The organism is Chitinophaga sp. 30R24 (genome assembly GCF_049056765.1).
Lineage (GTDB): Bacteria > Bacteroidota > Bacteroidia > Chitinophagales > Chitinophagaceae > Chitinophaga.
Map to the genome: position 1 here is coordinate 846,221 of NZ_JBJGXX010000002.1, position 25,412 is coordinate 871,632.

The window sequence follows — 25,412 nt, forward strand, 5'->3', positions numbered from 1 at the left end:
TATAGAGTAAAAAAGTATGGAAAACAAGCAACAAGAGCATGTGCATTTATTGATCATTGGTTCCGGCCCTGCCGGTTACACCGCTGCTATTTATGCCGCAAGAGCCAACCTTAAGCCAGTATTATACCAGGGTATCCAACCCGGTGGACAATTAACTATCACTACTGAAGTGGAGAATTATCCCGGTTATCCAGAAGGTATTCAAGGACCGGAAATGATGGTGGACTTTGAAAAACAGGCTACCCGTATGGGCGCAGATATCCGTTATGGTATGGCAACTTCCGTGGACTTCAGCAAACAGCCTTATAAAGTGACTATAGACGAAGAAAAGGAAATCACCGCAGATGCAATTATCATTGCTACTGGCGCTTCTGCCAAATGGCTGGGACTTCCTTCCGAACAACGTCTCAACGGTAGTGGCGTTTCCGCTTGCGCCGTGTGCGACGGTTTCTTCTTCCGTGGTAAAGAAGTGGCAATTGTAGGCGCAGGCGATACTGCCGCTGAAGAAGCCCTCTATCTTTCTAAAATGTGCAGCACCGTGCATATGCTGGTGCGCCGCCATGAAATGCGCGCTTCTAAGGTAATGCAAGACCGCGTACTGAAGACTTCTAACATCATTGTATATTGGAACTCAGAAACCGACGAAGTACTGGGTGATAATAAAGTGGAAGCTGTTCGTATCCTGAACAATAAAACCGGTGAAAAGAAGGATGTGCCGGTGAGCGCTTTCTTTGTAGCCATTGGTCACCAACCTAATTCTGCTATATTTAAGGATTACCTGGAACTGGACGAACAGGATTATATTGTTACTGTTCCCGGCTCCAGCCGTACCAGTATAGAAGGTGTTTTTGCCTGCGGAGATGTGCAGGATAAAATTTACCGTCAGGCTGTAACTGCTGCCGGCAGCGGATGTATGGCCGCCCTGGATGCAGAAAGGTATTTGTCAGCAAAAGAACATCATCAATAATCATTTGGTTATTTTGTTATTTTGATGATGGATGGTTTGTTCCGAACAAATAGCCGTCATCAAAATAACAATAATCCAATCCTTTTTATGCTTACTATTGCCCTCGAACAAGCTACTTTTTATGCCTATCATGGTTTTTATCCTGAAGAAACCATTATTGGGAATACTTTCGTACTGGATGTTGCGGTTCGTATACCCGGTACCGTACCAGTAGACGATCTCTCTGAAACAGTGAATTATCAGGGAATATATGAAGTAGCCAGCCTGGTGATGGCAATACCACGCCCATTGCTGGAAGAAGTTGTTTACGAACTATCCGACGCCCTCAAGCAACGTTATCCCGCAATCCAGCACAGTACCGTTACCCTTCGCAAAATGAACCCGCCCATGGGTGCCAGCATCCGCAACTCTATGGTGTCGCTGGAGAAACAATATTGAACTTTAAAAGCCTGTTGGCTATTCGCTCCTGGCAGCTAAAAAGCGCCTAGCTTCCAGCGCTTGGCAGCTAAAAACTATAGGCCTCTTGCTCCTGGCTGCTAATAACTACCAGCTAATATTTTACTTGTGCGCCCCGCGTTTCCGATTTGTAATTTTCGTAAATTTAGGTATAAGTTAATCTGCAAATCCTAACGAATAAAAATCAGTCCCCATGACTACAAGAATCCTGTTATTTTGTTCCCTGATGTTGACCGTCTTATTGGTGAGGGCTCAGAGCGTCAGTGAGATGGTGGACGAAGCCAAGCAATTGGAAAGCCAGATGAAGGAATCGGAAGCATTTGACAAGGACAAAGAAATTCTCAAAATACAACCTAATCAACTAGATGCCCTAAACCAGGCCAGCCAATTGGCTTCCCGCATCGGTAACCGCCAGAAGAGCAAGCAAGATAAAATATCCTATTTTGATCAGGCTAAAAGTTATGCAGAGCAAGCCCTGAAAGTAGACCCTAATAGTGCGCAATCTAACTTATCCATGGCTATTGCCAGGGGACGTATGGCGCTGATTTCCGGCGCCAAAGACAAAGTGGCTGCTTCCAAGGATGTAAAGAAATATGCAGAACTGGCGATCAAATTCGATCCTAATCTGGCTGAGGGGTATCACGTATTAGGCAAATGGAATTATGAAGTGGCTAACCTGAATGCTTTTGAAAGAGGCGCTGCTAAAATGTTGTTTGGCGGATTGCCAGATGGCTCGCTACAGAATGCTATCACCGACTATGAAAAATGCCGGCAACTGGACCCCGGTTTCATATTGAACTATTATGAACTGGCCCGTGCTTATAAAGCTAACAACCAACAGGATAAAGCGATTGAAGTGCTCAAGAAAGCTTTAACACTGCGAAATATTCATCAAGACGATGCCAGCATAAAGGTAGATTGCAAGAAGATGCTGGACGATTTGCAATAGCACTTAGCTGCTATCGGCTTAGTCGCTAGCAGCTAAGATCATATCTCTTTCCCTTTCCATTTTCCGCTTCTCAGGTACCAGTAACTGAGCCCAAAAATGATGACCCAATAAATGAAGTCCGCTCCCCAGGCCCATTGTAATTTACTATGCATTCTTTCAATAATAATATCACAATAGATCAGGTAGCCAATAACGGCCATGATTTCTGTTATCAGATTTATACGGGTGTTGCCTGTGCCCACTACGCCGCTCATCACTACAGCTGCTACCGCCATTAAGATGGTACTGAGCGTAATAACACGGATCGAAGGAATGGCTACCGTAATCAGATCAGTATTGTTGGTATAAACATGCAATAAGGCATAAGGGAAGAGGTTTACCAGAATACAAACGCTGGTAGCACAGATAACGCTGAGCAACACATGCTTTTTGATGACAGTGAACACCAATTCTGGCCGTCCTTGGCCAATGATATTGCTCACTATGGTATTGCAGGCTGCTGCCAGCGACCAGGTGAAAATGCCAAAAAAGCCAAAAATGCTACGTAACATATTGGATACAGCCAATTGCCTTTCTCCCAGGTGTTCTATAAAGATGAAAAATATAAACCAACTGCCTATACTGAACAAGAATTGTACGATCAGTGGCGCAGATACATTCAATATGCTTTTAATGATATTCCAGTTGATCTTTAGGTAGCTGAACAGACTATATTGTTGGTGGTAACGACGGATAAACAGGATGCTGAAAGCTACCAAACAGCCGGTGGTTTCTGCAATAACGGAAGCCGTGGCGGCGCCATTGAGCCCCATGGCCGGAAAGCCCAGTTTTCCGAAGATAAGGGTGTAATCAAAGAAGATGTTTATCATTTCCTGGCAAAAGGAAGTAACCGCCAGCACTTTGGAATGTCCGCTACCAATATAAAACGCATTGGCCATGTTCAACAACATGAGCAGGGGGAGCCCCCATATACGTATACGGATGAACGAAACTGCGGCCTGGATAATGTGTGGATCATGCAAGCTTTTGGAAAAGAACCAGGGCGCTGCCAATAATGTCAGTAAAATAGCCAGGAGGGAAAAAAATACCCCTACCTGTATGCCGTTGGAAAAAAGCTGTCCGATACCGCTGTATTGCCGCTGTCCGGCCCTGCGGGCTATTAGCACTTGCATACCGTTATTAAGACCATATGCAATCATGTACATCACCAGGTAGTAAATACCTGCTATACCATTGGCGGCCAGTTCAAATTCACCTAACCGGCCTACAAAAGCAGTGTTGGTAATATGATTAATCTGGGGGATGATGAGCGCCAGACATATAGGGCCTGCTATTTTTATAATCTGCCGGGTGGTAACTTCCAGTTGCATGAATCTTTCTCTGATTGTGGGTCTGAAAAACAAAGATATAGTTATAAGTTGATCATCTACCGGATATAAAACAACAAAACGTCCTCACCAATTAACTAAAAAGATTATTATTGTAGTTCATTTGAAAGGTAAAATATGCCCGTGGCCTATAACATCCATCCTGCATTTACAGTAGACGATGAAACCCTGCTGGAAACTGATCTCACTACCTGTTATTTATTGGTACTGGTGGGAAGCGGAACATTCAGTTATGTTGTATATGATCCTGCTATTCAGAAGTTTCTGGCCCTGAAATCTTACCATTTTACACCGCAGAAACTGGCCCTGGCCGATCTGGAAATGATAGAACAGGTGTTTGATACCGATAAACTGCTGTTTACCGCTTTTAAATCTATCCTGTTAGCTTTTAATACCGGCAGTGGTGTACTGGTGCCGCATATGTACTATATGTCTTCCCTGAAAAAGGATTTTTTGCACCTGTCGGCGCCGGAAAAAGTACAGGAAGCCGTTTTGTCGGATCAGCTGTCTGGCTTGTCTATGGTGAACATTTACAGTGTGGATAAAGACCTGTTGGGCTTTCTGCGTAAGGAGTTTTCTACAGACCTGGTTGTGCATGCCAATTCCGCTTTGCTGCAATCTTATCCAATAGACCTGGATTTCAATGCTCCTGGAGGTATTGCTTTTGTGGAGATAGAACGCCATTCATTTACCATCACGGTATATGCTGGCGGTAAACTGCTGATCCAGCAGGAAATAGATTATCAGGTAGGGTTAGACGTAGTGTATGCCGTAGTGAATGTATTGCGGCAATTAGAGCTGGATGAGCAGCAGGTAAGGGTTAAACTTGGTGGGGCATTGGCTACAGATGCCGGCGTATACCAGGAAATGTACAAATTTATACCGCACCTGGAATGGATGCAACGGTTGCCCGGATTTAACTACATCAACAAAATGCAGGAAATCCCGGGTTATTATTTTCATAATTTATATGCGTTAGCGCTATGCGTATAATCGGAGGAAACAGTGGAGGAAGGAAAATACAACCACCGGCAAAGATGCCGCATACCCGCCCTACTACAGATATTGCAAAGGGTGGGTTGTTCAATATCATTGAAAACAACCTGGAAATATCCACTTTAAAAACATTGGATATTTTTGGCGGTACTGGCAGTATCAGCTATGAGCTGGCTTCCAGGGGGGCAACTGATATGACGATTGTGGAGAAAGATCCCGCTATGGCTGCTTTTATCAGTAAAACTGCCCAATCTTTAGGGATTACGACCCTGAAAACAGTGAAAATGGATGTGTTTAAGTACCTGCAGCAGTGCACGGAGCAGTTCGACTTCATTTTTGCTGACCCACCTTATATGATGGATACATTGGAGCAACTGCCTGGGCTCATATTTGAAAAAGGGCTGTTAAACCCGGAAGGATGGCTGATTATAGAGCATACAGCACATAACCGGTTTCGTGACTATTCTTATTACCGTACAGAAAGGAATTATGGCGCTACCGTCTTCTCTATTTTCATTAACCGGGAAGAACTAAAGCGTGGATAAATAACGATTGTTAATAGCACTTTCATGAGAACATGTTTATTCCCAGGTACATTCGATCCAATTACACTGGGCCATACAGATGTAATTAACCGTGGGCTCGATCTGTTTGACCGCCTCGTGGTAGGCATTGGCGTAAACAGCAATAAAACGCCTATGTTTACACTGGAAGAGCGGATAAACTGGATCAGGGAGATTTATAAAGATGATCCCAGGGTAGAAGTTGCTACTTATTCCGGATTAACTATCGACTTTTGCAAGCAGATAAATGCCCGTTTTATTTTACGGGGTATCCGTTACGTAAGCGATTTTGAATATGAAAAGGCGATTGCGGATGTAAACCGCACTGTAGCGCCAGAAATAGAAACGATCTTTCTTACCACCGTACCGCGTTATTCAAGCATTGCCTCTACTTTAGTAAGGGATATTTACCGGTATGGGGGAGATGTATCTCCTTTTCTTCCACCGGAAGTGTTGGAAAGTATTAAGCGCACTAAGCAATAAAAGCAGTTGATATGAAAACGATCTGGCATTCTACTAAAATTTCGTTGGACCAGTTGAATGAGATGGGAGATGATACGATGGCCGCTATATTGGGAATGGAGTTCACGGAAATTGGGCCCGACTACCTGAAAATGATGATGCCGGTAGATAAGCGGACTGTGCAGCCATATGGATTATTGCATGGCGGGGCTTCGGCAGCATTGTCGGAAACAGTGGGTAGCGTAGCCTCGGGGTTGATTATTGATCCAGAAAAGCAGATTTGTGTAGGGATGGAAATCAATGCCAACCACGTGAGAGGCGTAAAAGAAGGCTATGTGCATGCCATTGCCCGTCCTTTGCATATTGGAGCTAACAGCCATGTATGGGATGTACGGATTACCGACGATCAGCACAGGTTGGTTTGTGTAAGCCGGCTTACAGTAGCCATTCTGAATAAAAAATAATTGCGGGGCTGAAAAAAAGACCTCTTTTTCCCAGCCCGCTTTGCAGCCTTATCAGAGATATGCCGCTTTGAATACTTCCCGTATATTTTCATAAGAGAATTTCAGGTATTTCTCTACATTTTCCGGTTTAATCCATTCTATATCCTGGATATCTTCTTCAATTTGTGGCACTGTTAACTCTGTACCGGTAAACTGCATGCGGTACCAGTAGGTATGTTTCAGGACTTTCTTATTTTTCATAGGGTAATAGTGGTAGGTTTCCACAAGCTTACCCTCCAGTGAAACGTTGTGCAGGCCTGTTTCTTCTGCCACTTCACGCAGGGCGCAGGTTTCCAGGTCTTCTCCTGGGTCTTGTTTGCCTTTGGGGAGATCCCATTTGCCGCGGCGGAACATCATCAGCACTTCTCCGGCCGGATTGGTAATAAGACCGCCTGCTGCTACCAGTACAGTAAAATGTAGACATACTTTTTTCAGCAGTTGTTTGGCATCCGGTGCAATAAAAACGGCCGCTTCCTTTTTACCATCTTCCAGTTTATTGAGCACATTCTCTATTTTCGAATTGTCAGGATTCAGGTATACCTTGGCATCTGCCATATGTGGCGGGATGTCTGTTAACTGAGTGGCAAGTAACAGTGGACGTTCGTTGAGATAGATAGTAGTATTTGCTTGCATGTCGCAAATGTAATGAGGATCGGGATAAGTAAGGTAGACGGGGGAATAAATTTTTATCACAAAATGTGACGGGTGATTTTTTATTAAGTAGTGATAAACAACGTGTACTTTAATAAAATGGTAGTACTTTTGGCGCTTGTATGAGTACAGTAAGCGAAAAACAAGTTGCAGAAAAACTGCTGCAGGTGCAAGCAGTAAAATTAAGTCCTGCAAAACCATTTACGTGGGCTTCCGGTTGGAAATCTCCTATCTATTGTGATAACAGAAAGGTGTTATCTTATCCTTACGTGCGCGACTATATTAAATCTGAGTTGTGCAACCTGGTATTTGAAACCTTTCCGGATGCAGCCGTAATTGCCGGCGTAGCTACTGCAGGCATCCCGCATGGGGCGCTGGTAGCAGACCAATTAAAACTGCCTTTTATTTATGTAAGGTCCAAGCCTAAAGAGCATGGCATGGGAAACCAGATTGAAGGCGTATTACAACCCGGACAACCGGTGGTGGTGGTAGAAGACCTGATCTCTACCGGCAAAAGCAGCCTGGAGGCTGTGCAGGCCATCCGGGCAGCTGGTGGCGAAGTGATAGGAATGGTATCTATCTTCAACTATGGATTTGACGTAGCCGTAAAAGCTTTTGAAGCAGTGGGCGTACCGTTTTACTCGCTCAGTAATTATAATGCAATGATTGCTTTGGCAGAAGAAAAGGGTATTGTGTCTGCCGATGAAATAGCGACCTTACAAGCCTGGAGAAGTGCGCCGGATCAGTGGGGCAAATAGTACGTGTATATCTTTTTTTCGTATATTCGGTTATTAATATTAATATTTATGCGTATCCTGAAATTAGTAATGTTGTTCCTGTTTGCCGGTGTAGGCATGGCTATGGCGCAACAGAAGCAGAAAGCTATCGAAACCGTTAAAATCAACACGCCTACCGTGCAATGTGAATCTTGCAAAAACCGTATTGAAAGATATATGGCACATGAGGAAGGTGTACAATCCGTAAAAGTGGATTACAAAAAGCATATTACTACTGTAAAATATTATACAGACCGTACCAATATTGAGAATATCAAAACCGGTATCGCTAATGTAGGGTATGATGCAGACAACGTAACAGCTAATCCGGAGTCTTATTCTAAACTGCCTACCTGTTGCAAAAAACCAGAAGATGGCGGTGGTATGGATGAAAAGAAACACTAATCACATCGTATAAGCAATGAGCTTTTAGCCTGATTAAGCGTTAAAAGCTCATTGCTAAGCTAAAAGTTAATACCATTCCTATTCTGTTTAACCCGCTGAAGCATCATCTCTTCGCTCTTCAGCAAACGCTTTCCCAGATAGAGCAGCCCCAGGAAATCTATCATCGCCTGCTGATATTAGGCACCTCCCAGATGGATATGTATGATGGGACATTACCCATATCTGCTATTTTCAATGAAATTAGGATGCAATTGCAGCAGGCTGGCGTGTATACGCAGGCGGAATATGTGGCTTGGCTGGCAGCCAGTAGAGGTTATGCTACCCTTACTTTGTCTGATGCTTCACGGTGGATCTTACGTTTGGCAACCGGTAAGACAGTCTACATTCATCTGCATCCGGGTAGGTATAGTCCACACACTTTCCGGGTAAAAGCAGCGGCATTAAAAACAGCCCTGATTTATTGCTGGGCAATTCGAAAGGAACATTTGTTACCGGAAGATAAAACTGTTTATATTAACCAATTACGCGCTCATTTGCAATTACCGCCGTTGAAGAATGCTGCAGAAAGCAGTCATATTATGGCATTGGTGGCAAAGTTGGAAAACGGTTTAAAAGAAATTTAAGGATTGCCGGGTTTCGCATTTAATCGGGAAAGGTAAAAAGATGCCAGCCTTACCCACTTTACAGTTACCAGTAGCTTTAATGGTAACTTCTTTATTGGCAAAAGCGCTCAGGGCGTTTTTAAATACATTGCCCATATTTACCTCTAATTTTACAGGAAAATAAAAAGTATCCCTGGCAGGAATAGATATCATAGTATCCTGGATAGAATGGCCCACCTGGGTGTCGTCGAAATAAAGATCAAAATTGGCGTCTTTTACTTGGAGCCGGTATTTGTTCGGATTATAATATGCCAGGGTCATTCTTACTACGCTTTTAGACATCCCTAATTGTTCCAGATTGATACCGGCTACTCTTACAAATTGAATGTCCTTTGTTTTTTCACAAGCACTGGCGATGATGCATACTATAAATATGGCCAGTATTATTCGGATTGCTTTCATGATTCTCCCCGGAATTTAATTTTCATCAAACCTACAGCAAAGGAATTAGTTATCAAAAAGGGGGGTAGGAATTGGGAAACATTTAACGGGCGGCCTATTAAGATATATTAAAAATGAGCCATTTACCAACTTATTTCTTTAGTACTTTTGCGTTTTGGCAATTTTAGAGGAAAATAAATGCTTCCTTTTTAACTGTCTCATACCTTTTTTAAGTAGTAATCCGTTGGTATATTATCGATGTCAGCTGGTTATAAAAATCGAACATTATGACAGAGAATGCAGGAGGGAAAGTATTATTAATTGAATCCCAATATTTTCCACCGATTGATGTATATAAAGTTTTATTAAATCACGATACTTTACAATTAGAGCGATATGAGCACTACCAAAAGCTCAGTTACCGTAACCGTTGCTATGTGGCCGGGCCTAATGGACGTATGATCTTGAGTGTGCCGTTGGCGCGCGGAAAGAATCAGCGTACCGTCATGAAAGACGTGCGGATCAGTAATGAAGAGCAATGGCAGGGTTTGCATTGGAAAACGCTTGTGTCTGCTTATAGGCGCTCTCCCTGGTTTGAGTATTATGAGCCAGAGTTGCAGCAATTATATGAAAAGGAGTTTCAGTTTTTGATGGATTGGAACCTGGCTTGTTTGGAATGGGTAAATAACCAGTTAGGTTTTCATGTGCCAGTTACCTTTACGGAGAGCTATCAAAAAGAGGCGGCAAATGTAACGGATGCACGTGAAAGTATACTGCCGGGTCCGGTAACTATAGGAGAGCCGGCTTATACGCAAGTATTCCAGGAGCGCACCGGTTTTATTACCGGATTAAGCATCCTGGACCTGCTTTTCTGTGAAGGAAAACAGGCGATGACCGTACTAAAACAGGGTTAATGGTTGAAGGCGCTGAAGGGCGTTAGTATTCCTTTATTCTATACCTCCCGAAAAAAATTAGGGTGACAATCAACAAAATATTTAGATTTGCATCCTATTTTGCTGGGGTTCGAACTGACGTAGGTGTGTAAACCAGGAGTTTCCCAGTGAGGGAAAAAAGGTTAATTTTTCTAATTCCTAAAATTCATTTGTAGTACTAAATGAACAACACCTACACAGACCTGGTTAAGCAAACCTTTGAATTTCCCCAGGAGGGCTTTGAAGTAAAAGATAACTACCTGGAATTTAATGGTTTGGATATTAAGGCATTAATTGATAAGTATGGAACGCCTTTTAAATTGACTTTCTTGCCGAAGATCGGTATGCAGATCAATAAGGCTAAGAAAATGTTCCATGATGCAATTAAGAAGAACAAGTACGACGGGGAATATTTCTATTGTTATTGCACCAAAAGTTCGCATTTCTCCTTTATTATGGAGGAAACCTTAAAGCATGGTATACATATAGAAACTTCCTTTGCTTATGACATTGACATTGTCAATAAGTTATATGAGCGTAAGAAGATTAATAAAGATATCTTTGTTATCTGTAATGGTTTTAAAACCAAAGCATATACCCGGGCAATTGCGAGATTGATCAACAGCGGTTTTAAGAATGTGATCCCGGTGTTAGATAATAAAGAAGAGCTGGAAGATTATAAGCGGAATGTGCGCATTAAGGATAAGGTGAAACTGGGTATACGGGTGGCAGCAGAAGAAGAGCCTAGCTTTGATTTCTATACTTCCCGGCTTGGTGTACCTCCCCGTGATATTCTGGAATATTATGTAGATAAGATCAAGGGTAATGAGAAGTTTGAGTTGAAAATGCTGCACTTCTTCATGAATAAAGGTATTAAAGACGATATCTACTACTGGAGCCAGTTTAACCGTGTGATGAACCTTTATTGCCAGCTTAAAAAGATCTGCCCTGAACTGGATAGCATCAATATTGGCGGTGGTTTTCCGATCAAGCACTCTTTAGGATTTGAGTACGATTATAACTATATCGTAAATGAGATTGTAGCCAATATCAAGAGCATGTGTAAGAAGAACAAGGTACCAGTACCTAATATCTACACAGAGTTTGGCTCCTTTACCGTAGGAGAGAGCGGAGCGGTGATCTATAGCGTTGTAGGCGAAAAAATGCAGAACGACAGGGAGTCTTGGTATATGATTGATAGTTCTTTCATTACCACTTTACCGGATACCTGGGGTATTGGCGAAAAATTCCTGATGTTGCCTATTAATAAATGGGACCAGGAATACCAGGAGGTGCATTTGGGGGGTCTTACTTGCGATGGTTATGATTTTTATACCTCTGAAGAACATATTAATGCTGTGTTCCTGCCTAAGCAGCAGGCATCCAGTGAGCCGTTGTACATCGGATTTTTCCATACCGGTGCTTATCAGGATCAATTAAGTGGATATGGAGGCATCAAGCATTGCCTGATTCCTTCTCCCAAGCATGTGATTGTGGGATATGATAAAAACGGCCAGTTGAAAGATTGGTTGTATGCAAAAGAGCAAACTTCTCAGAGTATGTTAAAGATATTGGGTTATTAAAAAAATGGGTTAGTAATCCTACTGAAAGCCCCCCGATTATTCGGGGGGCTTATTTTTTTTCATTTTTTCTCTCAGTATATCAGTTACAAAAAAAAGGCTTTCATTTACTGAAAGCCTATTGTGGCATAGGTTAGATGATATTCACCGGCATAAGGAAAATAGGAGATGAATAATTGATGGTTCAAATATAATGCGCTCTTTAGACAGTGGTAATCCCCGAAAGTTGTAATTTTTTCCCGCCGAATTTTAATAAGGATGGCTAAATGAGGCCGAATTTATTACCAGTTTGTCAGGAAATAATATAAAAGGGTAATATTTACTTATTCATATAATGCATATTTTATTAATGTGTGAGAAGTCCATATAACACAGAAGTGTAGGACTATATTTTTTGGGAATCGTTCAGGTAATCGATAGCGCTACTGCATTGTTTTTCGATTTCAGTGAAACAGGCTTCTAATATTTCCAATTCTCCGTTCATAAAAGCGGATTTGCCTGAGCGGGAAAATCCTTTAACTAATAAAAATTGCTTGGTGAGGTGTTGGTTGATTAACGATAGGTGCTGTTTTTGTTTTTCAGCAGTTTTCAACTGTTCCATGGCAATAATATTGCGGTAATATTGGCCCAGGGCCCGGATCAGAAAAAGCAGGTACAGGCCCATGATAACGGGATTAACCAGGTATTGGAAAGCTGTAGAATAGCCAGGGCTCACATATACCGGTATGTTATTGAGCTTTATCCAGGCCACTGCTGCCAGGTAGCTGCATAACAGTAAGCTCCAGGTGAGCGCCGTGCGCAGGTTTACCGTGATATAGCAAAAGAGGATGCTCATCACCCAAATAAGGGTATACTTAGGACTTAGGTCCTGGTCGTTGAGCAACGAAGAAATCATGGGTAGGAATAAAGTAATGAAGGAAGTAAGTATCCCCATGGTTTTGGCCTGCCAGCCTTTTCTTAATAGCCATAAACAGCCGGTGAGCAAGCAGATTATCAGGGGGATGACCACCATATTCACGATGTTTTGGCTGAGCAGATTAATGAACAGCAACATCATCAGCAGTACAATGTAGAAAAAGGCATAATCGAAAATGAGTTTGATTCTGGCTTGTTCATGCGTGTTGGCTGTGCGGAATATTACCTTCCCGAGGACTACTCTTTCGGTGTTCAGGTAAATGTTTTTTATAAAGAACCAGCCTTGCTGGAATAGCTTTACCATGAGTGCTTACTTAGAGGGGCAAATTATTCCATAATATAGAATAGAAGATTCAACGTTTGTGTGAATTACATAAGAATAAAAAAGGGCGTTTTTATAGACGCCCTTTTTTAAATGCTTGTATTACTTCCTGTTGTACAAGAAGCTTACTTCCCTTATTCCACTACTATTTCTGTTACAGCGTCCTGTTTGTTTTCCTTTTTACCCAGGATCACTTTCAGGATGCCATTTTCATATTTTGCATTGATTTTACCGGCATCAACCAGGTCGCCGATCGTAAATGAGCGTTTAAAAGATTTGAAATTGAATTCACGGCGTACTTGTTTGTCGCCTTCATTCTTGGTTTCAGCTTTCTTTTCGGCGCTGATAGTGATGGCTTTTTCGTTGGTACTGATCTTAAAGTCTTCTTTAGTAAAGCCAGGTGCTACTACATCCAGTAAATAGGCTGCCGGTGTTTCTACGATGTTTACCGGAGGATAGGTGGTAAAATAATCGTTGGTTAAGAAATCGTCTTTTACGTATTTATTGAATCCTCCATTCAGAATATCTTCTACAATTCCACCAAAAGTTTTGGGAAGAGGGGCGTGGTTAAATTTAATGTGTGTCATAGTCGCTATAAATTTTTTAGTGTGAATTAATTTTTTATTTTGATGTTGGGTACAGATCAAACCAGATACCACCTGAGGAAAACTGCCTATTTGTTAGTAAAAAGGTTACAGATAAGGACATAATGTCATGTGTTTTGTATTTTAAATGTCAAAAAGTCTACCTAGACGGGGAGTTTTTTTCTTTATGGTGGTATATGCTTAACTTTGTAAAAATTCTAACAGAAAAAACTTTAACGATATGTATCCAGCAGAATTTGTATTGCCTAGAAAGGCTGAACTAACAGATAATGGTTTTGAAGAATTGCTGACAGCCTCCAGCGTAGATGAAGCTTTAAAACAGGAAGGTACTACCCTTGTTGTAATTAACTCTGTATGTGGTTGTTCTGCCGGCACCGCTCGTCCAGGCGTATTGATGGCGGTAGCGATGAGTGAAAAGAAGCCAGATAGACTGACGACCAGTTTTGCAGGTTTTGATGAAGAAGCTATAAGACAGATCCGTACTCATCTGTTGCCTTATCCTCCTTCTTCTCCAGCGATTGCACTGTTTAAAAATGGTGAACTGGTACACTTCATCGAGCGTCATATGATTGAAGGTCGTTCTGCACAAATGATTGCAGCTAACCTGAATGATGCATTTGAACAGTATTGCTAAATAATTCATATTTCTAATTTCGATATATAGAAATTCGAAATTGCATCGTACTTTGGTGGTTTGATTTTCCTGTTGATTAAATTCGGCTTTGTTCATAGGAAAGTTCAGATCACCAATTTTTTGTCGGCTATGTATCCAAATTTATATTACGCATTCAGAGACCTGTTTGGCCTGGAGATTCCGGTTTTTAAGATTTTTCAGACATTTGGCTTTTTTGTGGCCATTGCTTTTTTAGCTGCTGCCTATGTGATCACACGGGAATTAAAACGTCGTGAAGCTATGGGGCTGATGCAGGGTGTTCCGGAAAAAATCATCATCGGAAAACCAATTTCACAGGGTGAAATTATTGGTAACACGGTAGTAGGGTTTCTGATAGGATATAAAATCCTGGGTATTTTCTTTCAATGGGATATTGCCTCTGCCGATCTGCAGTCATTTATGTTTTCCAACCAGGGAAGTATAGTGGGCGGTATATTGCTGGCTGCTGTTATGGGAGGTTATAAATATTATTCCAGCAAGAAACAGGCTTCCGGCAAACCGGAAGAAAGAACAGTGCTGGTAATGCCGCACCAGCGGGTGCCAGATATTGTGGTAATGGCTGCTATTGGCGGCTTGCTAGGCGCCAAGATTTTTCATAATCTCGAAAATTGGAACGATTTCGTACAAGATCCGGTGGGCGCTTTATTGTCTTTTAGCGGACTTACCTTTTACGGTGGATTAATTGTAGCCGCTACTATTATCATTATATATGCACGTAAAAAGCAGATCAACGTACGTGGGTTGATAGATAGCGCTGCACCTGCCCTCATGCTGGCCTATGGTATTGGTAGGATGGGTTGTCATTTTGCCGGCGATGGCGATTGGGGCATTTATAACAGTGCTTACAGTATTGACACCAATACCGGCAATACCGTAAAAATGGCGCCGCTTACCTTTGACGAAGCAATACAGAAAAACAGCGTTTTCTTTCAACAACAATATAGCAGCTTTGATCAAATACCGCATGCCTCTTTTGAGAAACCTGCAGCATTGGGTTTTTTGCCAGACTGGTTTTTTGCTTATGGTTATCCCCACAATGTAATTAAGGAGGGTGTACAGCTCGCAGGATGCGAAGGACAATACTGTAAAGTATTGCCGGTTGCAGTATTTCCTACCCCACTATATGAAATTATTGTATGTTTAGCGCTATTCTTAGTGTTGTGGGCTATCCGTAAAAAAGTAAAGATACCAGGGGTAATATTTGGTATTTACCTTATTCTGAATGGCATTGAACGGTTTTTTATCGAGAAAATAAGAGTAGATACGAGATACGATATCTTCGGATTCCATCCTACGCAGGCTGAAATCATTTCTACACTCCTGGTTATTGGCGGTGTTGTATTAATAACTGTTTACCGGAAAAATAATACTGCTACAAATAAGCTTTCCTGATTCTATTTCAAGCTTCCTGATCATATTTTATGCAACGTCACATGTCACTGGTGCCCCTGTCGCACGAGCATAAGCGTCTATTATTCGTATGCCGCTACCTGAAAAAAGATGCCGCCGCTTATGAGGGGTTTCCCCTGGAAACACAAGCCCGGCTTGAATATATTGTTAAGGTTTTCCAGGAGTTAATGGTGCCCCATATTCAAAAAGAAGAATACCTGTTCGAGAAATGCGTGGGCAAGAAAGATGCTATAGACGTTATGGTAAAAGAACTGCAGGAAGAGCACCTGGTAATATCCCGCATGTACAGCGGGCTTGCTGAAAGCACAGATCCAGATGCTGCAATGGACTTGCTGGCAACAGCCCTGGAAACGCATATCCGGAAAGAAGAGCGGGAGTTTTTTGCATTGCTGCAACAGGAGTTACCCCATATTCTCGAAGAGCTGGAGTTAGAGCACCCCTGATAAATGCTTATGTGTTATTGCATCATTATATTTTAATGCTAATTCTTTAATAGCGTTATTACAGCACTATTTAGTTGTAATTTTAAATAACCGATATTTTACTGAGTAATTTCCCCTTTATCCTTGTTTGTTGAGCTGGTTAAATACCTGGACCTATGCGTACGTTTTACTGCTGCGTCGTGATATTGTTTTGTCTGATAACTAGCTTCAAAACCCTGAGTGCGCCCAGGGAAGATAGTCTTTGTAGATACGACAAGCTAGATTCATCAGACATTATTGCTGCTACATTTTCTTATAAAGCTGGTATTCAGGATCTGGGTAATGGCATTATATTAAATGTGCCGGCAGGTTACCGTTTGCTGGACGCCAGTCAAACCCGTGTTTTGGTGGAACATTTATGGAGTAATCCTGAAGATTCGAATACCAGGGGGATGCTGCTCCCCGAACGGATGGGGCCTATGGATAAAAACTTCAGAGGGATTGTGATCACCTTTGAGCCTTCCGGGCATCTGGAAGAACAGGTAGCCACTAAAATAAATTACAACAAGTTATTGCTTGACATGGAAGATGCTTTGCGGTATCAAAATGTATTGCGCCGCCAGAAGGGGGCCGGTATTATTACCGGAATGTACTGGGCTTTTCCTCCCTTTTTTGATAAAAGAAATCATCTACTGCATTGGGGAAGGGTACTGAGATTTGAAAATAACCTCCCGCCGGTACTTAATTATGAAATACGGTTGTTGGGCAGGCGGGGAGCCATTTGTTTTACGGCGATTGGTAAAGTAACAGAAATGCAGCAAATCAGAAAGCAGTTGCAAATGATTATTGCTGCTACACATTTCACCAATGGGAACACTTACGCAGATTTTAACCCTAATACAGATCCCTTGGCCAACTGGGCGGCAGAAGATTCCAGAAGTGTGGCCAGTTGGTTTTCCCCTGCACGCTTATTATTGGCCTTCCGTAGCCTTTTATTGATGACCCTCTTACTATTATGCATTACTCTTTTTGTAGTAATGATGCAGGTGTATCATCAACTCCGCCGTAAACCTACTTACCGGAAAATAGATGAACGCCTGAATTAAGATACGCATAATCCCTCCGTTTATTCCTAAAGAAGTCTCTTCTTATTAAAATGGTGCTTATCAAACCTATCCATTTATACCCCATCTGCCTTTATAAAATAGCTGCTTTCGCTTTGAAACTTTTATCGTAGTCAGTCGTCTTTAAGTCGTTCACAAGGCTTATAGTGATTTCTTATTCACCCTTGTGGTAAATTTTTACCGCTCATACTTTATTTTTACCGTTGGTGTAATCTAGTGTACTATGCAATACATGATACCTACTTTTGCATCGTAGTAGTTTATCTACTGTAGTATATAAACTAAGGTTCTAGATAAGTAATCACCTAAAATCAAATATCTCTCTAAATCGCCCTCTGTATGTGTATAAAATTAAATATGAAAATGTTAGCCCTCATAGTAAATATACTATTAGTTACCTCCTTCACCGCAATAGCCCAGCAAGCGCCTGTTGTAAAAGGTCAGGTGAACCAGGCAGGAAATAAACCCGTAGAGTTAGCCACCGTAACCTTATTAAAAGCAAAAGATTCTTCCCTGGTAAAGGGAACTATCGCCGATATCAATGGTAAATATGAATTTGAGCAGGTAAAGCAAGGTAAATACCTGATAGCGGCGGTAGCCATGGGGATGAACAAAAGCTACGGCCCTGCATTTGAAGTGAAAGAAGCTAATGTAACGCTTCCGGTAATTATGCTCGCAGCCGTTTCTAAAGCCCTGAAAGGAGTAGATGTAACTGCCCGCAAACCGTTTATAGAACAGAAAGCCGAAAAAATGGTAGTAAACGTAGAGAGCAGCATTACAACTTCCGGCGGCTCTGCAATGGAAGTACTCGAAAAATCCCCCACTATTACCGTAGACAAAGATGGTAACATTTCCATGAAAGGAAAAGGTGGGGTAGTTATTATGATAGATGGCAAACCAACCAATATGAGTTCCCAGGACGTTGTAGAGCTGCTGAAAAGTATGCCGGCTTCTAACCTCGAGCAGATTGAACTGATCGCGAACCCTTCCGCCAAATATGATGCAGCCGGCAACGCGGGAATCATTAACCTTAAACTGAAAAAGAACATCAATTTCGGTACTAATGGCAACTTTACCCTGGGTGGCGCCTATGGTATACGTCCCCGTTGGAATACCGGGGTGAATTTGAATCACCGGAATGCCAACTTCAACATGTATGGTTCTTATAACTACAGTAACCGCGATCAGCAGCAGTACCTGGGTCTTTACCGTACTGTTCCTGAAAACGGCTTTACCAATATATACGACCAAACAAATAGCCAGCGTAATAAATCCAGATATCAGGGGGGTAAAATAGGCGTAGATTATTTCATCAATAAAAACAATACCATTGGCGTAATGGCGGATATAGCTATGAGGAACCAGGATAGATTCAGTTACGCTACTACCCATGTTGGCCGTGTTGGCCAGCTGGACTCCATATTGAATACCAATTCCCTGATGTATAACAAGTGGAAAAGAGGAGCTTATAACCTTAACTATCGTGGTATACTGGATTCTACCGGCAAGGAATTGAATGTAGATCTGGATTATGCGCGTAATACCAACAGGCAATACGCCAACATCACCGCACTATCTATAGATGGCATTGGAAAAGCTTTCCTAAGCAGTGATACTTCCCGCAGTAACCAGCCTTCCAATATTGAGATCAAAACGGCGAAGATCGATTATGTACAGCCTTTGAGCAATCTTGGCAAAATGGAAATTGGCGCTAAAGTAAGCTTTGTGACTACAGATAACAACGCCCGTTTCGACTCGCTCCGCGGTGGTAGCTGGCTGGCCGATGAAAATCGTTCCAACCACTTCATTTATAAAGAAAACATCAATGCAGCCTATATCAATTTTAATAAACAATACAAACAACTGTTTGTACAGGTAGGTTTACGCGGAGAACAAACCCATATCTCCGGTAATTCTACTTTTACCAAAGATCAGCAACAGCAAAAGAGCAATAATGATTCTACTTATTTTAACCTGTTCCCTAGCGCTGCACTTACTTACAAGCTGAATAAAAACAATACCCTGGGATTCACTTACAGCCATCGCATCCAGCGTCCGAGCTATGAGGACCTGAATCCTTTCGAGTTTTACCTGGACAGGTATACAAAGGCAGCCGGTAATCCTTACCTCCGTCCGCAGTATTCCAACAATTTTGAGATCACAAATACCTTTAAAGAATTTCTGGTTACCTCTTTCGGATATGCCCATACCAAAGATATGATGACCAAAATATTGGAGGCAGATGTGGACCCTTCTACCGGGGATACTTCCATTGTTCGCCATAAATACCTGAATGTGGCCAGTGCAGATAATTTCAACCTGAGCATTTCTGCTCCTGTGCCTATCACCAAATGGTGGATGAGCTTTAGCACGCTAACGGTTGCATACGGAAAGTACAGCACTGTTGTAAACAATAATCCGATGGACCTTTCTTCTGCTGCTTTCTTTGGCCGTACACAACAAACTTTTACACTCACCAAAGACTTGAGTGCAGAAGCTACTTTCTTCTATAGCTCTCCGCAGGTAACAGAAGAAGGGTTATGGAAAATGAAATCTATGTGCAGCCTGGATCTGGGCGTACAGCAGAAGGTACTGAAAGGGAAAGGTGCCGTGAAACTTAATATCAGCGATGTATTTAAAACCAATTACTTCCGTGGTACTTTCGAAAACGGCGACAGATATAGCTCCGTATCCAGTAAATGGGATGCGCAGCAGATACGCCTTACGTTTAACTACCGCTTCGGTAACGCCGATATAAAAGCCGCTCGTAAACGTACCAGTGGATTAGAAGACGAACAGAATCGTGTGAAGAGTGGCAATTAGGAGAGCTAACCCAATAGTAACGGCTGAATAAAAAAGCAATGGTTTTATCACATAAAACCGTCTTTTGGTCAAATTTTAAGTCGTAGGGCCCCCTGTTGATCATAATTTTGAAAAAAACTCCCTATTATATTGATGTAATATATCTATATAAAATATTAATAATTAATTAGATAATATAGAATCGAATTTTCGCTCATTGGCTATAGTGACATTAAGCTGGAAAATACTGACAACGAACGTGCAACCTTTTTTACAATTACTGTCTTTATAATGAAAGCATCAGCAACTAACTTGAATCAGACGCAAATAGCAGAATATGTAGTAGACCGCTGCAAGAAGGGGGATGTTCGTGCATTCCGTGAATTGTATGATGCCTATGCTGCTGCCATGTATAATATTTGTTTGCGGATGACTAATAATGTGAGTGATGCAGAAGACACTTTACAGGAAGCCTTTATCCAGGTACACCGGAATATTCACAAATTAGAGCGTGATAGCAGTCTGAGTGCCTGGATTAAGCGGATTGTAGTGAATCATTGCCTTGATACGCTGCGAAAAAAGAAAGTGTATTTTGAAGATGTAGAGGAAGTAGAAGTGGCTGTAGAAGACAGCATTGATGAAGCCCAGTTTAGCTGGACGGTTAGTGCTGTGAAATCTGCCATTGCAGTTTTGCCAAATGGTTATCGTACGGTATTGAATCTCTATCTTTTTGAAGAGTATTCTCACCGGGAAATAGCCGAAATGCTGGGCATTACCGAATCTACCGTGAAAACGCAGTATATGCGGGCAAAAGAAAAAGTAAGACAGATTGTAAAACAACAAAATGTAATTCGTTGATGCCAGACAATTTTGAAAGGTTTATCCATCAGCACCGGGATGAATTTGAGATTCCTGGGCCTTCAACAAAGGTGTGGGAGGCGATGGAGAGAGAGCTGACAAGTAACCGGAAAGGAAGGGTTGTACAACTGGTACAGAAAAATTGGTTTAAAGTAGCGATAATAGCAGCATTACTAATCAATGCAGGTGGTTTATATTATTTGTCGCAGCGCCGGCATCACCAGCAGGGGCTGAGCGTAATAGCACCAGATATACAAGAGGCTGGCGTATACTATACTTCCCGTATAAACGAAAAACTGCAGTTGATTAATGCTTATTCTACCAGTGAATTAGGACTCGACAGCGCAGCGAGAAAGGAATTGGCACTTCGCAACGATACCTACAAATCCCTGGAAAAAGAATTGAAAAGTAACCCGGGCAACGAAAGGATACGGGCTGCCATGATTCGTTATTACCAATTAAAACTGGACTTGCTGGATAAAATTTTGGAAGAATTGCAAGATAAACATGTTACACCCGGTCACACAAAAAAACAATATGAAGCGGAGATTTAAATGTTTGTTGTTGCTATTCCTGCCGTTATTGGCACAGGCGCATAATGGAGCTGCAACAGTTAAGAAAACGATTATTAAAGAATTCACAGTAAATGATAACGCGACGTTCAGCCTGTTTAATAAATACGGTAAGGTCATTTTCCATGCCTGGAATAAGAACCTGATCAAAGCTACTATCACGATTACCGGTTTCGGAAAAAGTGACGCACAGGCACAATCGGTTGCCGACCTGGTGGATATTATTACAGAACAGAACAGCAATACTTCCGTAGTACTGCGTAGTATCTACAACCCATCTAAAGCAGGTTCCGGTTGGTTTTCTTGGGGTGACAAAATAGATTCAAAGGATTATGTGAACATTGATTATGATATTTATCTCCCGCAAAGCTTGCAGAAAATATTGGTAGATAATCAGTTTGGAGATGTGATCGCAGACAAGTTCTCTTTCCCTGCCACGTTGCAGCTGAATTATTGCACGTTCGATATCCGGGAGGCGGCAGACCTCAGCTTAAAGATCAATTATTGTGATAAGGGAAAGATCGGCAAAGCCAAGCAGGTAACCGTGAATGGCAATTATTCCACCCTCCGCGGCGAACAGTTGGGCGGACTGGACGTGTCTTCCAATTATAGCGAATATGTGATTGGCAAAGTGGGTAGTTTAAAGATCGTTTCCAATTATGATGATTATAGAATAGACCAGGCCGACCTGGTAAATGGGCGAAGCGCATATTCGGATATACGCTTGGGGGAGCTGCTGCAAAGTGCGAGTATCAGCATCACTTACGGCGACATTAGGATCGATAAGACAGGCAGCGGTTTTAAACAGGCCGATTTCCAAATGACCTACTCTGATCTTAGAATGAATTTTTCGCACCGGCAGCCTTTATCCATTTCCGCCGATCTGGTGTATGGAAGCCTGGGTACAGGAGGGTTGGAGTTGCGGAATATCATCTCTAACAAAAAGAATTCAATACTTAATTACAGTGCATTGGCAGGGGGAGGGAGTGAATCTGCTCCTTATATAAAAATCCGTGGTACCAATAGTGATGTTAAACTGGATACTTATTGACGGATTAATATACACCAAACATTAATGACGCTATTCTATAACCTTTTCAATAAAGCTTTTATAAAAAGATATACTATGAAAACAAACAAAAATGCTGTCCTTTTATTACCGGTGCTGTTATTGGCAATAGGGATCTTGTGTTCTTTCAAGGTATTTAAATGGGAAGAGAGAATAAAAGGAAATGGTATGATAAAAGAAGAAGCCAGACCTGTTACCGGTGCCTTTAAGAATATCGCTACTTCCGGGGTATTTAAAGTGATCATTGAGCAAGGCAGCGCGCATAGCATCCGGATCGAAGCAGAAGAAAACCTGTTACCTTACCTATTAGCAGATATTTCCGGAGATGAGCTGGAGTTACATACCAAAAAGGGGTATCAGGTTCAGAACACTAAACCTATTACAGTGTATGTTACCATGAAAGAGGTAGACCTCTTGTCGGCCAGTGGCGCCGGTGGTTTTACCAGCAAGGGTAAGCTTACCAGCAACCGTATACAACTCCGTTTCAGCGGGGCAGCAGACGCCAATTTGGATATTCAGGCACAGCAATTAAAGGTAGCCGTTTCCGGGGCCAGCAATATTAAATTGAAAGGGAGTGCCATAGCAGCAGATTATGGTATTTCCGGCGCAGCAGACATTGCTGCTTTAGACCTGAGCACAGATGAGGTGAAGATAGGTATTTCCGGTACGGGTACGGTCGACGTTTATGCGCAGAAGAAGCTGAACGTAAGCATTTCCGGGATGGGGCAGGTGAAGTACAAAGGTGAGCCGGCCATTACCAAAGCGGTAGCGGGTATGGGAAAGTTAATGAAGATATAAGCAATAAATAACAAGTTAGATTTAGAGTATGCGAGCGCAGGTAGTTCTCTACCTGCTTTTTCTTTTTTATATTTGTCCCTCTAATATAAATTTAATTGTTATGCCGTCCTTTGATATTGTTAGCAAAGTAGATTTACAGACATTGGATAACGCCGTTAATACGGTAAAGAAAGAGATTACCAACAGGTTTGATTTCAAGGGGTCGCCGGTAGAAATTGAACTCAATAAAAAGGAGTTGGAACTGAACGTAGCCGTAGAGAGCGACATGAAACTAGGCCAGGTATTGGACGTATTGGTAAGTCGCAGTATGCGTCAGGGGCTGGACGCCACTATTTATGACCTGAGCAAAGAGCCTTATCAGAGCGGAAAGGTGTTTAAAAAAGATATACCGGTTAGAAATGGTATTAAGCAGGAAGATGCTAAGAAAATAGTGAAATTGATCAAGGATGCTGGTTTAAAGGTGCAAGTAGCTATTATGGACGATATTGTAAGGGTAACCGGTAAAAAAATAGATGACTTGCAGGAAGTAATACAAAAGTGCAAGGAAGCCAATTTAGGTATACCTTTACAGTATATTAATATGAAATCTTGATTTTTTAAGAATTATCTTTGGGTGTTAAAGAAATTTAGTTAACTTTGCACCCTGTATTTACAAAATTTTGATATGAAACAGGGAATCCATCCAGAAAGTTACAGATTTGTGATATTTAAAGATATGTCAAACGGTGTGAGCTTTTTAAGCCGCTCTACTGCTCCTTCCAAAGAAACTGCAAAGTGGGAAGATGGTAATGAGTATCCGTTGATTAAGTTGGAAATTTCCAATACTTCTCATCCATTCTATACTGGTAAGAATGTATTGGTGGATACTGCAGGACGTATTGATAAATTTAACAAACGTTACGCTAAGAAAGCATAATTGCTTTTTAAAATATTTTGGAGAAATCCCATCGGCTTATCGATGGGATTTTTTATTTTAGCCCCTTATGGAGCGTAATTACATACTTATTGACACGCCCGTACGTGAATTGTTGTACCCCTTTACACATACAAGACCTATTGCAGCTTGTAGGGTAGGTATACTTACCATACAGGAGAAATGGGAGCATTGGTTAGGAACAGGCGTTAGTCATTTCACCGTACCGCATCTTCAGGAAAAATATCCCTTCCGTGAAGTAAACAGCCATACTGTTAACATATTAATTAATGGCAATATATTGCCAGATGCCGGGTTAGTAGCGGCGGTTGTTGCATTAGAGCCAGATCAGGAGCTATACTACAATCATCAGTTGCTTGCCAAAGCAGTATTTGCACAGGAAGTACCTTTATTAAAGCCGGGCGACCGTAAAAATTATCCTGGGGAAGTACTAGGAATTTATAAGCCTTGGGATATCTTTGCGCTCAACGACAAAGCCTTGCGGGCGGATTTTAAGTTGTTAACAGAGGGTAGAACATCTGCTCCTTTATCATCTACCAATCAATTCATCAATGCTGCGGACATTTTCCTGGAGCCGGGTGCTACAGTGGAATTCAGCGTGCTGAACGCAGCCACAGGCCCTATTTATATTGGGAGAAACGCGCAGGTGATGGAAGGTTCGCTGATAAGAGGGCCTTTTGCGATGGGGGAAGGGGCGGTATTAAAGATGGGTACCCGGATATATGGGGCTACCACACTGGGGCCTTATTGCACTGGTGGCGGAGAGATCAAGAACAGTGTGATGTTCGGTTATTCCAATAAAGGACACGATGGTTACCTGGGGGATGCTGTGATCGGAGAATGGTGTAACCTGGGGGCTAATACTTCCTGTTCCAACCTCAAAAACAATGTATCTACCGTAAAAGTATGGCTGGAATCCCGTGGAGAGGCCGTTTCGGCAGGATTTAAATGTGGGGTGCTGATGGGGGATTACAGCCGTTGTGGTATTAATACGATGATCAATACCGGTACTGTCATTGGGGTATCCTGTAATGTGCTGGGAGGGCATTTCCCGCCCAAATTTGTACCCTCTTTCAGTTGGGGTACAGATGGTGCCTACCGTTTGTTGGAAGCCTTGCGGGATGCCGGCAATTGGATGGGCCTGAAAGGAGTGGAGTTATCGGAAGCCGATAGGAGGATGTTGACCTCGGTATATGAATTAATTAATCAGCAAGACCTTAAAACTTAATATCACAGT

The 25,412-nt window shown here is 42.0% G+C and carries 29 protein-coding genes; 24 read left to right on the forward strand and 5 right to left on the reverse strand.

Features of this window, described 5'->3' with window-relative positions; all coding sequences use genetic code 11:
- Positions 1–16: 16 nt before the first annotated feature.
- The 3 genes from trxB to ACDQ55_RS10010 all read left to right on the forward strand — a co-directional run bounded on the left by trxB (position 17) and on the right by ACDQ55_RS10010 (position 2,372).
- On the forward strand, positions 17–967 hold the full coding sequence (gene trxB / locus ACDQ55_RS10000) for a thioredoxin-disulfide reductase (protein WP_420981237.1): 951 nt from the start codon (positions 17–19) through the stop codon (positions 965–967).
- Between the two features lie 87 nt (positions 968–1,054).
- The gene (gene folB / locus ACDQ55_RS10005; protein WP_420981238.1) at positions 1,055–1,405 is read left to right on the forward strand and encodes a dihydroneopterin aldolase; all 351 of its coding nucleotides are present in this window, start codon (positions 1,055–1,057) and stop codon (positions 1,403–1,405) included.
- Between the two features lie 211 nt (positions 1,406–1,616).
- On the forward strand, positions 1,617–2,372 hold the full coding sequence (locus ACDQ55_RS10010; RefSeq protein ID WP_420981240.1) for a hypothetical protein: 756 nt from the start codon (positions 1,617–1,619) through the stop codon (positions 2,370–2,372).
- A gap of 38 nt (positions 2,373–2,410) precedes the next feature.
- On the opposite strand, the gene ACDQ55_RS10015 is transcribed toward ACDQ55_RS10010, so the two are convergent.
- The gene (locus ACDQ55_RS10015) at positions 2,411–3,742 is read right to left on the reverse strand and encodes an MATE family efflux transporter (RefSeq protein WP_420981242.1); all 1,332 of its coding nucleotides are present in this window, start codon (positions 3,740–3,742) and stop codon (positions 2,411–2,413) included.
- Positions 3,743–3,877: 135 nt separating this feature from the next.
- On the opposite strand from ACDQ55_RS10015, the gene ACDQ55_RS10020 reads away from it, so the two are divergent.
- Genes ACDQ55_RS10020 through ACDQ55_RS10035 form a run of 4 tightly spaced genes read left to right on the forward strand, consistent with a single transcriptional unit; the run spans position 3,878 to position 6,245 of the window.
- Complete coding sequence (locus ACDQ55_RS10020; RefSeq protein WP_420981243.1) at positions 3,878–4,753, forward strand: DUF3822 family protein; 876 nt, start codon at positions 3,878–3,880, stop codon at positions 4,751–4,753.
- Entirely contained in the window at positions 4,744–5,301 is a 558-nt protein-coding gene (locus ACDQ55_RS10025) for an RsmD family RNA methyltransferase (protein WP_420981244.1), read from the forward strand. The genes ACDQ55_RS10020 and ACDQ55_RS10025 overlap by 10 nt, the downstream gene beginning before the upstream one ends.
- Before the next feature lie 24 nt (positions 5,302–5,325).
- Positions 5,326–5,802: a pantetheine-phosphate adenylyltransferase gene (gene coaD / locus ACDQ55_RS10030; protein ID WP_420981245.1), complete on the forward strand. Its 477-nt coding sequence runs from the start codon at positions 5,326–5,328 to the stop codon at positions 5,800–5,802.
- An 11-nt stretch (positions 5,803–5,813) separates the two neighbouring features.
- Positions 5,814–6,245: a hotdog fold thioesterase gene (locus ACDQ55_RS10035; RefSeq protein ID WP_420981246.1), complete on the forward strand. Its 432-nt coding sequence runs from the start codon at positions 5,814–5,816 to the stop codon at positions 6,243–6,245.
- 51 nt (positions 6,246–6,296) lie between these two features.
- Here the strand turns inward: ACDQ55_RS10035 and ACDQ55_RS10040 are convergent, their stop codons facing one another.
- The gene (locus tag ACDQ55_RS10040) at positions 6,297–6,917 is read right to left on the reverse strand and encodes an NUDIX hydrolase (protein WP_420981247.1); all 621 of its coding nucleotides are present in this window, start codon (positions 6,915–6,917) and stop codon (positions 6,297–6,299) included.
- 140 nt (positions 6,918–7,057) lie between these two features.
- Between ACDQ55_RS10040 and pyrE the strand changes: the two genes are divergently transcribed.
- From pyrE to ACDQ55_RS10055, 3 genes are all read left to right on the forward strand, one after another.
- Positions 7,058–7,693 carry an orotate phosphoribosyltransferase gene (gene pyrE / locus ACDQ55_RS10045; RefSeq protein WP_420981248.1) on the forward strand — a complete coding sequence of 212 codons (636 nt, stop codon included), beginning with the start codon at positions 7,058–7,060 and terminating at the stop codon, positions 7,691–7,693.
- Positions 7,694–7,741: 48 nt separating this feature from the next.
- A complete protein-coding gene (locus tag ACDQ55_RS10050; protein WP_420981249.1) occupies positions 7,742–8,116 on the forward strand; it encodes a heavy-metal-associated domain-containing protein in 375 nt (124 codons plus the stop codon).
- Positions 8,117–8,361: 245 nt separating this feature from the next.
- A complete protein-coding gene (locus tag ACDQ55_RS10055) occupies positions 8,362–8,739 on the forward strand; it encodes a hypothetical protein (RefSeq protein WP_420981250.1) in 378 nt (125 codons plus the stop codon).
- On the opposite strand, the gene ACDQ55_RS10060 is transcribed toward ACDQ55_RS10055, so the two are convergent.
- Positions 8,725–9,180: an LEA type 2 family protein gene (locus tag ACDQ55_RS10060; protein ID WP_420981251.1), complete on the reverse strand. Its 456-nt coding sequence runs from the start codon at positions 9,178–9,180 to the stop codon at positions 8,725–8,727. The genes ACDQ55_RS10055 and ACDQ55_RS10060 overlap by 15 nt on opposite strands.
- A gap of 266 nt (positions 9,181–9,446) precedes the next feature.
- Here ACDQ55_RS10060 and ACDQ55_RS10065 point away from each other — a divergent pair, with 266 nt between their 5' ends.
- Positions 9,447–10,073, forward strand: a complete 627-nt coding sequence (locus ACDQ55_RS10065; RefSeq protein ID WP_420981252.1) for a WbqC family protein — start codon at positions 9,447–9,449, stop codon at positions 10,071–10,073.
- Between the two features lie 200 nt (positions 10,074–10,273).
- Positions 10,274–11,674, forward strand: a complete 1,401-nt coding sequence (locus ACDQ55_RS10070; protein WP_420981253.1) for an arginine decarboxylase — start codon at positions 10,274–10,276, stop codon at positions 11,672–11,674.
- Between the two features lie 382 nt (positions 11,675–12,056).
- Here the strand turns inward: ACDQ55_RS10070 and ACDQ55_RS10075 are convergent, their stop codons facing one another.
- Together ACDQ55_RS10075 and ACDQ55_RS10080 are read right to left on the reverse strand one after the other, a co-directional pair.
- Complete coding sequence (locus tag ACDQ55_RS10075; RefSeq protein ID WP_420981254.1) at positions 12,057–12,890, reverse strand: hypothetical protein; 834 nt, start codon at positions 12,888–12,890, stop codon at positions 12,057–12,059.
- Positions 12,891–13,042: 152 nt separating this feature from the next.
- Positions 13,043–13,495: an Hsp20/alpha crystallin family protein gene (locus tag ACDQ55_RS10080; RefSeq protein WP_420981255.1), complete on the reverse strand. Its 453-nt coding sequence runs from the start codon at positions 13,493–13,495 to the stop codon at positions 13,043–13,045.
- A 238-nt stretch (positions 13,496–13,733) separates the two neighbouring features.
- Between ACDQ55_RS10080 and ACDQ55_RS10085 the strand changes: the two genes are divergently transcribed.
- From ACDQ55_RS10085 to ACDQ55_RS10140, 12 genes are all read left to right on the forward strand, one after another.
- The gene (locus ACDQ55_RS10085; protein WP_420981256.1) at positions 13,734–14,147 is read left to right on the forward strand and encodes a BrxA/BrxB family bacilliredoxin; all 414 of its coding nucleotides are present in this window, start codon (positions 13,734–13,736) and stop codon (positions 14,145–14,147) included.
- A 129-nt stretch (positions 14,148–14,276) separates the two neighbouring features.
- Positions 14,277–15,578 (forward strand): prolipoprotein diacylglyceryl transferase, encoded by a 1,302-nt coding sequence (locus ACDQ55_RS10090; RefSeq protein WP_420981257.1) that lies wholly within the window; start codon positions 14,277–14,279, stop codon positions 15,576–15,578.
- Between the two features lie 29 nt (positions 15,579–15,607).
- A complete protein-coding gene (locus tag ACDQ55_RS10095) occupies positions 15,608–16,039 on the forward strand; it encodes a hemerythrin domain-containing protein (RefSeq protein WP_420981258.1) in 432 nt (143 codons plus the stop codon).
- Between the two features lie 155 nt (positions 16,040–16,194).
- A complete protein-coding gene (locus ACDQ55_RS10100; protein WP_420981259.1) occupies positions 16,195–17,124 on the forward strand; it encodes a DUF2167 domain-containing protein in 930 nt (309 codons plus the stop codon).
- A 357-nt stretch (positions 17,125–17,481) separates the two neighbouring features.
- The gene (locus ACDQ55_RS10105; protein ID WP_420981260.1) at positions 17,482–19,965 is read left to right on the forward strand and encodes a TonB-dependent receptor domain-containing protein; all 2,484 of its coding nucleotides are present in this window, start codon (positions 17,482–17,484) and stop codon (positions 19,963–19,965) included.
- Positions 19,966–20,235: 270 nt separating this feature from the next.
- Entirely contained in the window at positions 20,236–20,802 is a 567-nt protein-coding gene (locus tag ACDQ55_RS10110) for an RNA polymerase sigma factor (protein WP_420981261.1), read from the forward strand.
- Entirely contained in the window at positions 20,802–21,356 is a 555-nt protein-coding gene (locus ACDQ55_RS10115) for a hypothetical protein (RefSeq protein ID WP_420981262.1), read from the forward strand. Before ACDQ55_RS10110 ends, ACDQ55_RS10115 begins: the two co-directional genes overlap by 1 nt.
- Entirely contained in the window at positions 21,340–22,425 is a 1,086-nt protein-coding gene (locus ACDQ55_RS10120; protein WP_420981263.1) for a hypothetical protein, read from the forward strand. The genes ACDQ55_RS10115 and ACDQ55_RS10120 overlap by 17 nt, the downstream gene beginning before the upstream one ends.
- Positions 22,426–22,500: 75 nt before the next feature.
- Positions 22,501–23,241: a head GIN domain-containing protein gene (locus tag ACDQ55_RS10125; RefSeq protein ID WP_420981264.1), complete on the forward strand. Its 741-nt coding sequence runs from the start codon at positions 22,501–22,503 to the stop codon at positions 23,239–23,241.
- A 100-nt stretch (positions 23,242–23,341) separates the two neighbouring features.
- Positions 23,342–23,833 (forward strand): YajQ family cyclic di-GMP-binding protein, encoded by a 492-nt coding sequence (locus tag ACDQ55_RS10130; RefSeq protein ID WP_420981265.1) that lies wholly within the window; start codon positions 23,342–23,344, stop codon positions 23,831–23,833.
- A gap of 72 nt (positions 23,834–23,905) precedes the next feature.
- On the forward strand, positions 23,906–24,157 hold the full coding sequence (locus ACDQ55_RS10135; protein ID WP_420981266.1) for a type B 50S ribosomal protein L31: 252 nt from the start codon (positions 23,906–23,908) through the stop codon (positions 24,155–24,157).
- Positions 24,158–24,224: 67 nt separating this feature from the next.
- A complete protein-coding gene (locus ACDQ55_RS10140) occupies positions 24,225–25,403 on the forward strand; it encodes a putative sugar nucleotidyl transferase (RefSeq protein WP_420981267.1) in 1,179 nt (392 codons plus the stop codon).
- Positions 25,404–25,412 lie beyond the last annotated feature (9 nt).

Excerpts from the sequence above, each read along its gene's own strand:
- trxB (WP_420981237.1), top strand. The coding sequence starts at position 17 with ATGGAAAACAAGCAACAAGAGCATGTGCATTTATTGATCATTGGTTCC.
- folB (WP_420981238.1), top strand. The coding sequence starts at position 1,055 with ATGCTTACTATTGCCCTCGAACAAGCTACTTTTTATGCCTATCATGGT.
- ACDQ55_RS10010 (WP_420981240.1), top strand. The coding sequence starts at position 1,617 with ATGACTACAAGAATCCTGTTATTTTGTTCCCTGATGTTGACCGTCTTA.
- ACDQ55_RS10015 (WP_420981242.1), bottom strand. The coding sequence starts at position 3,742 with ATGCAACTGGAAGTTACCACCCGGCAGATTATAAAAATAGCAGGCCCT.
- ACDQ55_RS10020 (WP_420981243.1), top strand. The coding sequence starts at position 3,878 with ATGCCCGTGGCCTATAACATCCATCCTGCATTTACAGTAGACGATGAA.
- ACDQ55_RS10025 (WP_420981244.1), top strand. The coding sequence starts at position 4,744 with ATGCGTATAATCGGAGGAAACAGTGGAGGAAGGAAAATACAACCACCG.
- coaD (WP_420981245.1), top strand. The coding sequence starts at position 5,326 with ATGAGAACATGTTTATTCCCAGGTACATTCGATCCAATTACACTGGGC.
- ACDQ55_RS10035 (WP_420981246.1), top strand. The coding sequence starts at position 5,814 with ATGAAAACGATCTGGCATTCTACTAAAATTTCGTTGGACCAGTTGAAT.
- ACDQ55_RS10040 (WP_420981247.1), bottom strand. The coding sequence starts at position 6,917 with ATGCAAGCAAATACTACTATCTATCTCAACGAACGTCCACTGTTACTT.
- pyrE (WP_420981248.1), top strand. The coding sequence starts at position 7,058 with ATGAGTACAGTAAGCGAAAAACAAGTTGCAGAAAAACTGCTGCAGGTG.
- ACDQ55_RS10050 (WP_420981249.1), top strand. The coding sequence starts at position 7,742 with ATGCGTATCCTGAAATTAGTAATGTTGTTCCTGTTTGCCGGTGTAGGC.
- ACDQ55_RS10055 (WP_420981250.1), top strand. The coding sequence starts at position 8,362 with ATGCAATTGCAGCAGGCTGGCGTGTATACGCAGGCGGAATATGTGGCT.
- ACDQ55_RS10060 (WP_420981251.1), bottom strand. The coding sequence starts at position 9,180 with ATGAAAGCAATCCGAATAATACTGGCCATATTTATAGTATGCATCATC.
- ACDQ55_RS10065 (WP_420981252.1), top strand. The coding sequence starts at position 9,447 with ATGACAGAGAATGCAGGAGGGAAAGTATTATTAATTGAATCCCAATAT.
- ACDQ55_RS10070 (WP_420981253.1), top strand. The coding sequence starts at position 10,274 with ATGAACAACACCTACACAGACCTGGTTAAGCAAACCTTTGAATTTCCC.
- ACDQ55_RS10075 (WP_420981254.1), bottom strand. The coding sequence starts at position 12,890 with ATGGTAAAGCTATTCCAGCAAGGCTGGTTCTTTATAAAAAACATTTAC.
- ACDQ55_RS10080 (WP_420981255.1), bottom strand. The coding sequence starts at position 13,495 with ATGACACACATTAAATTTAACCACGCCCCTCTTCCCAAAACTTTTGGT.
- ACDQ55_RS10085 (WP_420981256.1), top strand. The coding sequence starts at position 13,734 with ATGTATCCAGCAGAATTTGTATTGCCTAGAAAGGCTGAACTAACAGAT.
- ACDQ55_RS10090 (WP_420981257.1), top strand. The coding sequence starts at position 14,277 with ATGTATCCAAATTTATATTACGCATTCAGAGACCTGTTTGGCCTGGAG.
- ACDQ55_RS10095 (WP_420981258.1), top strand. The coding sequence starts at position 15,608 with ATGCAACGTCACATGTCACTGGTGCCCCTGTCGCACGAGCATAAGCGT.
- ACDQ55_RS10100 (WP_420981259.1), top strand. The coding sequence starts at position 16,195 with ATGCGTACGTTTTACTGCTGCGTCGTGATATTGTTTTGTCTGATAACT.
- ACDQ55_RS10105 (WP_420981260.1), top strand. The coding sequence starts at position 17,482 with ATGTGTATAAAATTAAATATGAAAATGTTAGCCCTCATAGTAAATATA.
- ACDQ55_RS10110 (WP_420981261.1), top strand. The coding sequence starts at position 20,236 with ATGAAAGCATCAGCAACTAACTTGAATCAGACGCAAATAGCAGAATAT.
- ACDQ55_RS10115 (WP_420981262.1), top strand. The coding sequence starts at position 20,802 with ATGCCAGACAATTTTGAAAGGTTTATCCATCAGCACCGGGATGAATTT.
- ACDQ55_RS10120 (WP_420981263.1), top strand. The coding sequence starts at position 21,340 with ATGAAGCGGAGATTTAAATGTTTGTTGTTGCTATTCCTGCCGTTATTG.
- ACDQ55_RS10125 (WP_420981264.1), top strand. The coding sequence starts at position 22,501 with ATGAAAACAAACAAAAATGCTGTCCTTTTATTACCGGTGCTGTTATTG.
- ACDQ55_RS10130 (WP_420981265.1), top strand. The coding sequence starts at position 23,342 with ATGCCGTCCTTTGATATTGTTAGCAAAGTAGATTTACAGACATTGGAT.
- ACDQ55_RS10135 (WP_420981266.1), top strand. The coding sequence starts at position 23,906 with ATGAAACAGGGAATCCATCCAGAAAGTTACAGATTTGTGATATTTAAA.
- ACDQ55_RS10140 (WP_420981267.1), top strand. The coding sequence starts at position 24,225 with ATGGAGCGTAATTACATACTTATTGACACGCCCGTACGTGAATTGTTG.